Source organism: Thermodesulfovibrio sp. 3462-1 (assembly GCF_040451425.1).
Classification (GTDB): Bacteria; Nitrospirota; Thermodesulfovibrionia; order Thermodesulfovibrionales; family Thermodesulfovibrionaceae; genus Thermodesulfovibrio; species Thermodesulfovibrio obliviosus.
On sequence record NZ_CP144374.1, the window covers coordinates 926,967 to 939,319 of the forward strand.

A 12,353-nucleotide genomic window follows, 5' to 3' on the forward strand; every position below is an offset into this window, starting at 1 on the left:
ATATACATTATCAGACATAATTTTAATGATAAAAAATGTTTAAAAGTTGTTAAGATTTTTGTGAGAAAATCGCAAAATATTACAAATCTTATGGAAAAATCTTGAATTGAATATTAATTGGGCAAACTGATTTTTTAGTTATTATATATCGTTAATTAGACTTGCAAAGGCATGTGCTTCGTCAACATAATTTACAATGACTCTTAAAATATTTCCTGTGATAGACTCTTTACTGTCAATAAAACATTTAATATAATTATCAGAAGTTGCTGAAAAAAAGCCATTTTTCTTGTTTTCAACAATTACTTCAAGTTTAGAACCTACAAATTTTTTAATATATTCTGATTTTTTCTTCTTGCCAACTTCTATCAAGTAGCTTGCTCTCTCTTTTTTAATATTGTCAGGGATGTCCTCACACATTGTTGAAGCCTTTGTAAAAGGTCTCTTAGAGTATGAAAAGACATGTAAATATGAAAATTCTGTTTTTTCAATTAATTCTAAAGTTTTTTTAAAGTCTTCTTCAGTTTCTGATGGAAAACCAACTATTATATCAGTACCAATAGAGAGCTTTGGATATTTTTTTAAAATTTTCTCTATTATGCCACAAAATTGAGTGGAATCATATGGTCTATTCATTAGTTTTAAAATTCTATCGCTTCCATGCTGAAGCGGAATATGGAGATGTTTGCAAATTCTATGATCAGAGATTATTTCAACAAATTCATCATCAATATGATTTACTTCAATAGAACTCAATCTTATTCTAAATCCGGAAGTTTTCTTAAGTATTATTTTAAGAAGTCCGTTTAAACTCATTTTATTTTCTAAATCTTTCCCATATAGTCCAATATTAATTCCGCTTAGAACAATTTCTTTAATTCCCATTGCAGTATAATCATTGATTTCTTTCAAAATTTCTTCAAACCTATAACTTCTTGGTTTACCCCTTAAATATGGCACAATACAATAACTGCAATATTGATTACAACCATCCTGAATTTTAACAATAGCTCTGTGGCGTAAAATATTTAAAGTTTCAGTTTTATCTAATGGTTTTAGGTTATTGATTATATTGTCTTTTTCAGAATTTAAAAATACCTTTAAATTTTCAAATTCTTTGGGTCTGCAAAGTTCTACATAGCAACCTGTGACAAAAGCCTTTTTACCTAATTTTTTAGCTTTATTTATTATCTGTCTTGATTGAACCTCAGCCTTATGAGTTACTGCACAGGTATTTATAATCCAGATCTCTGCTTCTTCTGGATTAGTTGTAATAGTATAACCTCTAAGCCTTAAACGTTTTTCCCATCTCTGCGATTCTGCCTGATTAACCTTGCATCCATATGTAATAAAACATACCTTCATTTTTGGATAAGTTCTCCTTCTAAGGAGTGTCTGTGCGCCTTTACAATTTTTATATCAACAATACTACCTAAAGCAATATCAGAAGCAATTTTTACTATTTTATTTGTTCTTGTTCTTCCTGTTGAATATTCACCTTCTCTATCTTCAATGAGAACTTCTTGAATTGTGCCTTCCAATGCTTTGTTTTTTCTCTCAGTTATCTCGTCCTGAAGCCTTAAAACCTCTGTAAGTCTATTAGCTTTGATTTCTTCTGAGATGTGTCCATCAAGCCTTGTTGCAGAAGTTCCAGGTCTTGGAGAAAATTTAAAAGCAAATATACCGTCAAATTGAATTTCTTTTAAAGCATTAAGAGTTTTTTCAAAATCTTCATTCTCTTCTTGAGGGAATCCAACAATAATATCTGAAGTAATTGAAATATTTTGGATTGTTTCCCTAAGCCAGTGTATTTTTTCAAGATATTCTTCATAGGTATATTTTCTGTTCATAAGTTTGAGAATTTTATCTGAACCTGCCTGAAGAGGAAGATGAATGTGTTCACATACCTTTTCGCAATTTTTCATTGCATAAATAAGTCTCCTTGATAAATCTTTGGGATGGGAAGTAACAAAACGAATTCTTTCAATTCCTTTAATTTCATTAACTTTTTCAAGTAATGCTGGAAAATCAATATCACCATCTTTATATGAATTTACATTCTGTCCAAGAAGGGTGACATCTTTAAACCCAAGTTCTGAAAGAAGCTCAATCTCTTTAATAATATCCTCTGCAGGTCTGCTCCTTTCCCTACCCCGGGTATATGGAACAACACAGTAAGCACAATAATTATTACATCCATAAATTATATTTACCCATGCTTTTACAGAGTGCTTTCTTTTTATAGGAATTTTAGCATTAACTACATTTGAATTTTCATGTATAAATATTCTTTCAGATTGATCTTCAATAATACTTTCAAGAATATGAATATTATCAGGACCGATTATATAATCAATATATGGAGCTTTATTTAAAAGCTTTTCACCCTGAAGTTGAGCTACACAACCTGCTACAATAATTTTTAATTGAGGATTTCTCTTTTTAATATATTTAACTCTTCCAAGACTACTTAAAAATTTCTGTTCTGCTTTCTGTCTTATTGCACAGGTATTAAAAATAATAATATCTGCTTTTCTGGGTTCTTCCACTTCAATGAATCCTTTTGCTTCCAGAATTCCAAGCATTCTTTCTGTATCATGTTCATTCATCTGACATCCAAAAGTTTTAATATAAACTGCCCTACCCTTCATGTTTTTATTATAACAGGCAAGAATGTGTGATTTTCAAACTTAACAATTTGAAAGACTTTAAAAAATTAAGCATAATATAAAAATGATTTATGAATTTTTACAGGCAATACTTATTATTTTTGGTATTTCTGGTTTAATCATTTATGTTCTTGGAAAATTCAAAATTCCAGCAATTGTAGGTTTTCTTATTGCAGGCACAATAATAGGTCCACATGGAATGGCACTTATAAAGGAGCCTCAACAGGTTGAGTTAATTGCTGAAATCGGTGTGATTCTTTTGATGTTTACCATTGGCGTGGAATTTTCTATCCCGAAATTATTTTCGTTAAAAAAAGAGGTCTTTTTATTTGGAAGCCTTCAAGTTTTGTTTACAATAATTGTAGTAAGTATCATAAGTCAAATTGTTTTAAATACAGCTTTAAATTTATCCCTTTTTTATGGCTTTATTGTTGCTTTAAGCAGTACTGCTATTGTTATGAAGCTTCTTTCTGATAGAGGAGAACTAAATTCACCACATGGAAAAATTTCTCTTGGAATTCTTCTTTTCCAGGATCTTTGTGTAGTCCCACTTATGCTTTTTACGCAGATGCTTTCTGCTGAAGATGGAAGTTTTTATATGTTTTTTGGAATTATCTTAAAGGCTTTTATTATACTCACTGTTATTTTCCTTTTTTCAAGAATAGCTGTTCCCTTTATTCTTCATGAAGTTGTAAAAACACGAAGCAGAGAACTTTTTATAATTGCAATTATTTCAATCTGTCTTGGAACAGCTTTCTTTACATCAAAATTAGGACTTTCCCTTGCACTTGGAGCTTTTTTAGCAGGTGTAGTTATTTCAGAGTCTGAATATTCAGCTCAGGCTGTGTCTGACATTTTACCTTTTAAGGAGACTTTTTCAGGCATATTCTTTATCTCCATTGGAATGCTTTTAAATGTCACTTATATTACAAATAATATTTCAGAGTTAGCATTTCTTGTTGGAGGGATTTTTTTTTCTAAAGCTTTAAGCATTGCTCTTATCATTTACTTTTTCCTTCGCTCTCTTAAGATATGCTTAACTTCTGCCTTAGCACTTTCTCAAATTGGAGAATTTTCCTTTATCCTTGCATTTACAGGAAAAATAATGGGATTATTAAATGAAAATGATTATCAAAATTTTATCGCTGCTTCTGTAATAACAATGTTATTTACTCCTCTGATCATAAGATATTCTCCATCTGCAATCAATTATTTAATAAGTAAAGAACCATTCAAAGCACTTGAAAAGACACAAAAAATAAAAGGAAAAGAAATTGTTGTAAGGAAATCCAATCATGTGATAATTATAGGTTTTGGTTTAAATGGAAGAAATCTTGCAAGGGTTTTAAAAGAAACTAATATACCCTATGTTATTTTAGAACTTAATCCTGATACTGTAAGAAAAATGAAAAAGAAGGGAGAGCCTATTTATTATGGCGACGGAACAAGTCCAGAGATTTTGCATAAATTGGGAATTCACAGGGCAAAAATTCTTATGATTGCCATATCTGATCCTGTGTCAACAAGAAAAATCGTTCAGATTGCCAAAACATTAAATCAAAAAATTCACACAATTGTAAGAACGAGATTTATAACAGAAATTGAAGAACTTACGAAACTCGGAGCAGATGAAGTTATTCCTGAAGAGTTTGAGACATCTTTGGAAATTTTTGCAAGAGTGCTCCATCGTTTTGGAGTGCCAAGAAATCAAATACTACAGATGATAGAAAAAATCAGAGCAGAAGGATATGAAATTTTACGTCTTCCAGATATATCAAAGACACGCTCAGGAATTGAGTGTATTGTTTTTGAAGGACTGGAGATGGATAGTTTTCTTGTTGAAAAAGATTCATGGCTTATTGGGCATTCATTAAAATCTCTTAATTTAAGGCAAGAGGCAAAAGTTACAGTAATTGCAGTGCAGCGAGGAGAGGAAACAATTTTAAATCCACAGGCTGATTTTATACTAAAGGAAGGAGATATAATAATCTATGTAGGCAACAAAAAACAGTTAATCGAAGCTATGAGCTTTTTTCAGAGAAAATGAAATTTCTTATTTTATGAAACTTTAAAATATTTTTTTGTTCTCTTTCGGGAGAATTAAATTTATCCTTTCTGTTTGCAATAACCATGCCATGTTCTTACCAAGAATTTTCATAATACGGAGAGGGAGGGATTTGAACCCTCGGTGGAGCTTTTAGACCCCACACGCGATTTCCAGTCGCGCCCGTTCGGCCACTCCGGCACCTCTCCAGAGCTTTATTATTTTAGCATTTAATTAGTTATATTTTCAAAAAATTTTAAAAGTTTTTCTTCATTTTTTTTAAGAAAAGCTTCAAGCTCTTCCTTTGTAAGAGGTGTGCACTCATCAGGTGCTTCTTTATTTACTTTAACGAGCATTATTCTTTTGATTTTCCCTTCAAGCACAGCAACGCACATAACTATATCATCTACTAAAAATTCAATCTCCTCAAATTCTTCTATTTTATCAGGAAGATTTTGACAGCAAATTGAGCTATTTTGTAAAACATTTTCATTTTTAAGGACTTCCAGCTTAAAAGGCTTTCCAATGAATTTTTTAAATTTTTCCATATTCTTACCTCAATAAAAAAGCCGGGAAATCCCCGGCTTACAAAGAAATATAAAATTAAATTAACTTTTTTTGTGACACTCGTTACATTTTTTAGTTGGTGCTGCTTTTCCTTCTTCAACTGCTTTTTTGTGACAGTCAATGCAGGTCTTATGATAGGCATCCATAGCTTTTGGAGCTCCGTTTTTAGCTTCTGCTGGATCGTGACAATCTGTACACTTTTGAGCTTTTACCTTTGGATCTGCTTCCTTGTGATGACATACTTTACAGTCTACCTTGTAGTCAGTTGAATGTTTTCCATGACTGAATTTAACAGGAGAAAGCTTGCCACCTTCAATTTTTAAGTCGTATACATCCTGAGGCTGAGCATATACAAAAGAGATTGCAAATAAAAAAACAACAGCAGTTAGAACTATTAACCCTTTTTTAGACTTCAATCTTATTCACCTCCTTTCAGTTTCATGCTTTTTTTATCAGTGCTCCTCATGTTCTTCTTCATAACCTGTAAACATTGCCTTAATATGCGCCATCGGTGTATGTCCCAGGGTAGCAAGATAGAAGTGAACAATTATAAAGGCGCTAAAGAATATCCATAATCCTGTGTGAATCAATGTCGCAATCTGGAGTCCTCCAATAATTTTGGCTAATGAACCAAAAAGTTGAGGATCCCATAAAATCAATCCTGTAATAATCTGTAGAGGAATTAATACTACCATAATCATTAAATAAGAAACCTGTTGCAAAGGATTAAATTTGTTTTCAGGTATTGGATGATGAGGATTTTCATCACCTACCATAATTCCATATCCATAATATTTTGCCTGCTTTATTGAATTTTTTATGAACTCTACTGGCTTCCAGAATGGTGGAATGTATATTTTGAATAGTTTTCCTGAAAAAAGATAATAAAGAAGCCAGATAAAATAGTTTGCAAGCAATATAAAACCAAGCCAGCTATGAATCTGAACAGCTGTTTCAAAACTCATAAGTCCCATTGAATCAACAAATCTTATTTGAGCTCCAGTAAGTATAAGTACTATAAAACCTATGGCATTTATCCAATGCCAGATTCTAACTGGTAATGGATGAAGATATATCTTTTTCATTATTTACCCTCCCTTCTTTTTCTTCTAATTGGTGCGGTTAAGATTCTAAGAGTTATATGCCCTACAGGAATCGCTATTCCACCCAATAAGGCAATAAAGAATAAGATATCAAGGATTTTTATTTTCGTTAATGCCAGTACATAAAAGTCCTTGATATTCGGTATTGCATAAACTGAGTTTAATGCTTTACTGTCAAGGGCAAATTTAATAGACTTTTCACCTTCCCTGTTAATTTCAAGCTTTGCAGCAAAGGTAGCTGCTGGATTATGACATGCTGCACAATCTTTTATAGCTTTTGATTTTGGTTCTATCTTATGGGCATCACTGGGATTTAAAACATCAATTCTGCCTGAAAGATTCGCATTTGATTTTGCTTTTATTGTAGACATAAACTGCCAGAGTTCTTTCTGCCCAATTTTTCCATCATTGTTGTAATCAACTTTCCCTTTAACATCTTTTATATCAATACCGAAAATCCTGGCAACTTCAGATTCTGTTAATGGCTTGGTCTTAGCTCTATCAAAAAGTGTAAGATAAATTGCTTTATTAACATTTGTATGACAGCCAACGCAGGAGGCGGAATTAAAATGAGCATCTACAAATGTGGTGAGCCTTAGAGGAGGATTCCAAAGCCATTTATTATGGCTTGTTTTAACATCTTTATGGCATTTAGTACAGGAATCTCCAAGTTTTGCTATATTCGTTGGCAAAACATCATGGGAATTGTGACAGGAAGCACAGTTTGGAGCATTCTGTTTGCCATCATTAATAGCTTTCTGGTGAACACTTGCTTTGAATGCCTGGCCTGATTCGGAATGGCACTTTATACAGAGTTCAGAACTTGCATTTTTGTCTTTTGTAATTAATGCTACTTTATGATAACCATGACATTTAAGACAATCAGGAGATTGTTGATTCCCTTTTTTAAGTGCTTCTGCATGAATGCTCATATCATATTTTTTAACTGCCTCCTGATGGCAGTTGTTACAAACATCTTTTGCCTTTGCCCTATAATCTTTAACGGAGTCAAAGTTTCTTACAGGATGCTGGGTTGTGGAAAATTCTTTATGGCAATCTGTGCATTTTAATTTTTTATGGACAGAACTTAAAAGATCACCTTCCTTTACCTGAACTGACAGAGTTTCTCCATTTTTCATCTTCATAACAATACTGCTGCTGTGACATTTTAAACAATATTGATTTTCAGGGAGGGACTTGACAGTCTTAACTGGTTTTACTCCATGATAACCATGACATTCAATGCAGGAAGCTGTTTTAGTTAGAGCATAATGAGCAGGATTTTTCTGAAGTTCTTTGTCAGTATGGCATTTTGTGCAAATAGCGGTCATTTGTGTTCTGTATTCTGTTTTACTTTTATAGTTGTAAACAGGATGTTTTACTTTTGAAAAATCAGCATGGCAGACCAGACACTGAAATTTACCATGAACAGAGTTTTTAATCTCTTGTTCATTTACTTTAAGAGAAATCTTTTCTTTATTTGGCAGAGTCTTAGTCATATTAAACTGATGGCAGGTTAAACAGTAATCATTAAAAGATGCTTTATTTTTCCATTCTTTTATGGAGTTAATATAGTGAGAACCATGACATTCTGCACATAAAATCTCACCCTTTTTCACAACTTCTCCGTGCATTTTAGGTTTAGTTAAAGAATCCTGAGGATGACAGATAAGACAATTTTTTGAAAATTCCTTTGTATAAACTTTTTTATCTGCTATTTTCTTTGGTTTTGGATGATTCTTTAATGTAATATCTGGATGACAGGAGGAGCAATCCATAGCTCCATGAACAGATTTTTCAAATTTAGCACCATCAATATAAAGAGAAAGGGATTGCCCATTTTCTAATTGTTTCGATAGTGTTTTCATTCCATGACATCGCAAACAGGATTTTACATCATCAGAAACTGCATCTTTTACCGGAATAAAATAGGAAATCAAAAAACACAGAATAATAACACTCCCGATTAATATTCCTCTCATCCCTCACTCCTTGTTTTATAAAGTTTGAAACATTATACCACAATAGAAAGAGAATATCAATATTTATAAAAAATTTTAGAATAAACGATAATTATTTTTTATAAAGAGGATCTTCGCAGGTATTTTTAAGGCAATGTTTTACAATTTCTTCAATCTGGAAGGCAATTTTTTCTGAAAACCCAATTAATGCCTTATTACCAATAAATGTAACAGGAACTCCTCTTGGAGTTATATTGTAAGCTTTTGACATTGTTTGGAGAAGTCCTATTGAACCCGGAAGGGAAATTTCATAATCTTTAACTTGAAGTAATGGATATTTTTTCTTTAAATCAGAGAGAAACAATTTTTCTTTAGCACAATGTGGACATCCTTCAGCCCAGAAAAGATAAAGGATAACTGGTTTTTTTTCTTTACAATATGCAGATGAAGCAGATAAAAAAAGTAAAAGCACTGAAGCAAAAATAATAATTTTTTTTAAATATGTCATAGAAAAATATATCACAACTGTGATAAATTAATCAATTAGGAACTTGAATTGGAGGAAAAATGCTTAACAGAGTAAATGAAAAAGTGTGGAATTTCTTTGCTTCTGTTGACCTTGCAGTAGCTTTATTTATTATTATTTCAGTTGGAGCTGCAATTGGGACAGTTATTCCTCAAAGCATTGAGCCTGAGCCTGTTATTAAATTTTTCTCTAAATTCATGTCAATTTCATCTGCTCATAAAACTTACGAAATAATTAGCCTTTTTGACCTTAATAATGTTTATCACAGCTGGTGGTTTACCTTTTTACTATTTATGTTTGCTTTAAACCTGATTGTCTGTTCAATTGACAGACTACCTGCTCTTATAAAATCTTTTAAAGTGCAGCCCCAGCCTTATCCTGTACAGGTACTGGATAAAATGCCAATAAAAAAGACAATAAAAATAAAGGATGATAGAATACTGGAGAAAATTAAAGAACTCTTTAAGAATAAAGGATTTTCAACATATTTTTTTGAAACTCAGGAAGGATTTCAACTCCAGGCAAAAAAATGGACCAAAACAAGACTGGCAGTATACTTAACTCATTTAAGCATCCTGATAATTCTTGCCGGAGCTTTAATAGGAACTTTTTTTGGATTTAGAGGTTCTATGAACATAGTTGAAGGAACAGGACTAAACTTTGCAATTTCTGATGAAGGAAAGACTATTCCACTTGGTTTTGAGGTGAGGTGCGATAAATTTGAAGTTGAATACTACGAAAACTCTGGTATACCAAAAGCTTATAAAAGCTATATCAGAATTATTGAAAATGGTAAACCTGTTAAGGAAAACACCGTTATAGAAGTAAACCATCCTTTTACCTACAATGGAATTACCTTTTATCAGGCAAGCTATGGATTTCAACCAACAGAACACGCTGAGTTTAGATTTACTTATTTTGATAAAACAGGAAAAGAACACAACATTAAAGCACATTTTGAAGAAAAATTTAGAATTCCTGAGACCTCAGTTACTGCCTCTGTTATAGATTTTTCTCCTGCCTTAGGAATAGACGAAGAAGGCAGGCTTTTTAATATGAGCTCTGAGATGATTAATCCTGCTGTACTTGTAAGTTTTGAAGAAAATGGTAAAAAAACACAACAATGGATACTTAAAAAAATTCCTGAGACATGGCAGACTCCTTATGGAAAATTAAAATTTAACGAACTATGGGGTGCCCAATTTACAGGGCTACAGGTAAGACGAGACCCTGGAGTTCCTCTTATATACATAGGCTCAATTTTAATGTGTGTCGGACTTTTTATCTGCCTTTTTTTAAGACCCGTTAATTACTTTGCAGTAGTAAAGAAAAATGAGATAACTTTTTATGCCCCTACATCAAAAGGAATGGTTGAAAAACAAATTGATGAAATGATAAACAAATTGGAAGGAGACGAAAGATGAGCTATCAAATAATCTCTATTGCAGGACTTTTTTATATTATTGCAATGCCCATTTATATTGTGTATTTACTCACAAAAAATAAAAAGGTAGGCTTTGCTGCAACGGGTATGCTTTCTACAGGTGCTCTCATTCACATTTATGGATTTATTCAGAGATTTAAAGAAATGTATGTGATAAATCACTCAATTATGAGAAGCATTCCAGTAACAAATCTATATGAAAGTCTGGTTTTTTTTGTTTTGTGTATGGTCTTAGGTTATCTTTTTATTGAGTGGAAGTATAAAAACAGAAGCTTTGGAGTTTTTGTTTCCATTGTTGCTGGAATTACTATTGGACTTACAGATGTGCTCGGAATCACTAAGGAAGTTCAGCCCCTTGTTCCTGCTTTGAAAAGTAACTGGCTGCTCGCACATGTTACATTAAGTTTTATTGCCTATGCTGCTTTTGGAATAAGCTTTATAACTGGTCTTCTTCATGTAATAATGGAAACAAAAAATAAAAAATCTTTTAAATACATTTTTTCAACTTCAATTTTAGGCTTCATGCTTTTTATGTTTTTATCAATAATATTTGATGTTGTCTCAGCATCAAATCCTAAATCAGTTAAAATCTTTCATTCAACTCTGGGAAATTCTTCAATTGTAATTTCTATTTTTAGCTGGATAGCATTAATAGCAATGATTTTTATTTTCTGGAAATTTAGCGACTTTTTGATAAAAATCCTTAAAAGTTTAAAAATTACTCCAGAATTTCTTGAAGATGTTACCTATAAAGGAATTGCCTTTGGTTTCCCTATATTTACCATTGGAGGCTTGGTTTTTGGTGCTATATGGGCTGATCAAGCATGGGGAAGATACTGGGGATGGGATCCTAAGGAAACATGGTCATTGATAACATGGTTTGTTTATGCCTTTTATCTTCATGCAAAATTTATAAGAGGATGGAAGGGAACAAAAATTTCAATGATAGCAGTAATTGGCTTTATTGTAACTATTTTTACCTATCTTGGAGTAAATTTATTCTTAAGTGGATTACACTCTTACGGAAGCATGTAATTCATGATTGTGCTTGGAATTGATACATCCTGTGACGATACATCAGTGGCAGTGTTAGAGGATAGAAAGATCTTAAGCAATGTTGTTTCTTCTCAAATTAAGTTTCACAGTAAATACGGAGGGATTGTGCCTGAAATAGCCTCACGTAAACACATTGAATGTATATGGGATGTTACAGAAAAAGCTATTAATGAAGCAAATCTAACCATGAAAGATATTGAATTAATTGCTGTCTGTCATGGTCCTGGGCTTATTGGCTCTCTTTTAGTTGGACTATGCTTTGCAAAAGCATTAAGCTATGCATCGAGAAAATCTCTGATTGGCGTAAATCATCTTGAAGGACACATTCAGGCGATTTTTCTTGAAAAACTTTATCCTGATTTCCCTTTTCTAACTCTTATTGTATCAGGAGGCCATACAAGCCTTTACAGAGTAGATGATTTTGGCAAATATAAAGAACTTGGAAGAACTCGTGATGATGCAGCAGGAGAAGCCTATGATAAGGTAGCAAAAATGCTTGGAGTTGGATATCCAGGTGGACCTGTAATTGATTCGATGGCAAATGAAGGTAATCCAGAAAAATTTAATCTTCCAAGACCCTATTTGCATGGAAGTCTGGATTTTAGCTTCAGTGGATTAAAAACTGCAGTTAAGCTTCTTTTAAAAAATCTTGGATATGAAGAAGGAAAAGTTCCCGATGATGTAAAAAAGGATATATCAGCTGCCTTTCAGTGCTGTGTTATTGATGTATTAATTGAAAAAATAAAATGGGCAGCATCTATGGAAAAATTAAAAAGGGTTGTTATAACAGGAGGAGTGGCTGCAAACAGTGAATTAAGAAAGAGAGCTAAAATGATTGAAGGATTAGAGATTTATCTTCCTTCAAAATCTCTTTGCACAGATAATGCTGCAATGATAGCTGTTGCAGGATACCATAGATTTCTTAGAGGTGAAAAATCTGATCTTTATCTTAATGCAAGAGCTTATTTACCATTATAAAAAGG

At 32.4% G+C, this 12,353-nt stretch carries 11 protein-coding genes and 1 tRNA gene; 4 read left to right on the forward strand and 8 right to left on the reverse strand.

Annotated elements, in window-relative coordinates:
- Positions 1-141: 141 nt before the first annotated feature.
- Positions 142-1,365, reverse strand: coding sequence for a tRNA (N(6)-L-threonylcarbamoyladenosine(37)-C(2))-methylthiotransferase MtaB (gene mtaB / locus V4D31_RS04720; RefSeq protein WP_353685316.1), 1,224 nt, complete (start codon positions 1,363-1,365; stop codon positions 142-144).
- The gene (gene miaB, locus V4D31_RS04725; RefSeq protein WP_353685317.1) at positions 1,362-2,651 is read right to left on the reverse strand and encodes a tRNA (N6-isopentenyl adenosine(37)-C2)-methylthiotransferase MiaB; all 1,290 of its coding nucleotides are present in this window, start codon (positions 2,649-2,651) and stop codon (positions 1,362-1,364) included. The genes mtaB and miaB overlap by 4 nt, the downstream gene beginning before the upstream one ends.
- 82 nt (positions 2,652-2,733) lie before the next feature.
- Between miaB and V4D31_RS04730 the strand changes: the two genes are divergently transcribed.
- Positions 2,734-4,716 carry a cation:proton antiporter gene (locus V4D31_RS04730; RefSeq protein WP_353685318.1) on the forward strand — a complete coding sequence of 661 codons (1,983 nt, stop codon included), beginning with the start codon at positions 2,734-2,736 and terminating at the stop codon, positions 4,714-4,716.
- Positions 4,717-4,831: 115 nt separating this feature from the next.
- Here the strand turns inward: V4D31_RS04730 and V4D31_RS04735 are convergent.
- The 6 genes from V4D31_RS04735 to V4D31_RS04760 all read right to left on the reverse strand — a co-directional run bounded on the left by V4D31_RS04735 (position 4,832) and on the right by V4D31_RS04760 (position 8,852).
- Positions 4,832-4,922 (reverse strand) — tRNA-Ser (locus V4D31_RS04735).
- 21 nt (positions 4,923-4,943) lie between these two features.
- Complete coding sequence (locus V4D31_RS04740) at positions 4,944-5,261, reverse strand: hypothetical protein (protein ID WP_353685319.1); 318 nt, start codon at positions 5,259-5,261, stop codon at positions 4,944-4,946.
- A gap of 60 nt (positions 5,262-5,321) precedes the next feature.
- Positions 5,322-5,696, reverse strand: coding sequence for a cytochrome c3 family protein (locus V4D31_RS04745; RefSeq protein ID WP_353685320.1), 375 nt, complete (start codon positions 5,694-5,696; stop codon positions 5,322-5,324).
- A 36-nt stretch (positions 5,697-5,732) separates the two neighbouring features.
- On the reverse strand, positions 5,733-6,365 hold the full coding sequence (locus V4D31_RS04750) for a cytochrome b/b6 domain-containing protein (protein WP_353685321.1): 633 nt from the start codon (positions 6,363-6,365) through the stop codon (positions 5,733-5,735).
- Positions 6,365-8,365 (reverse strand): cytochrome c family protein, encoded by a 2,001-nt coding sequence (locus V4D31_RS04755; RefSeq protein ID WP_353685322.1) that lies wholly within the window; start codon positions 8,363-8,365, stop codon positions 6,365-6,367. Before V4D31_RS04755 ends, V4D31_RS04750 begins: the two co-directional genes overlap by 1 nt.
- A gap of 91 nt (positions 8,366-8,456) precedes the next feature.
- Positions 8,457-8,852: a thioredoxin family protein gene (locus V4D31_RS04760; protein ID WP_353685323.1), complete on the reverse strand. Its 396-nt coding sequence runs from the start codon at positions 8,850-8,852 to the stop codon at positions 8,457-8,459.
- A gap of 59 nt (positions 8,853-8,911) precedes the next feature.
- Between V4D31_RS04760 and V4D31_RS04765 the strand changes: the two genes are divergently transcribed.
- Genes V4D31_RS04765 through tsaD form a run of 3 tightly spaced genes read left to right on the forward strand, consistent with a single transcriptional unit; the run spans position 8,912 to position 12,348 of the window.
- Positions 8,912-10,294, forward strand: a complete 1,383-nt coding sequence (locus tag V4D31_RS04765) for a cytochrome c biogenesis protein ResB (protein ID WP_353685324.1) — start codon at positions 8,912-8,914, stop codon at positions 10,292-10,294.
- Positions 10,291-11,349: a c-type cytochrome biogenesis protein CcsB gene (gene ccsB / locus V4D31_RS04770; protein ID WP_353685325.1), complete on the forward strand. Its 1,059-nt coding sequence runs from the start codon at positions 10,291-10,293 to the stop codon at positions 11,347-11,349. Before V4D31_RS04765 ends, ccsB begins: the two co-directional genes overlap by 4 nt.
- A gap of 3 nt (positions 11,350-11,352) precedes the next feature.
- On the forward strand, positions 11,353-12,348 hold the full coding sequence (tsaD, locus tag V4D31_RS04775) for a tRNA (adenosine(37)-N6)-threonylcarbamoyltransferase complex transferase subunit TsaD (RefSeq protein WP_353685326.1): 996 nt from the start codon (positions 11,353-11,355) through the stop codon (positions 12,346-12,348).
- The last annotated feature ends 5 nt before the right edge of the window (positions 12,349-12,353 follow it).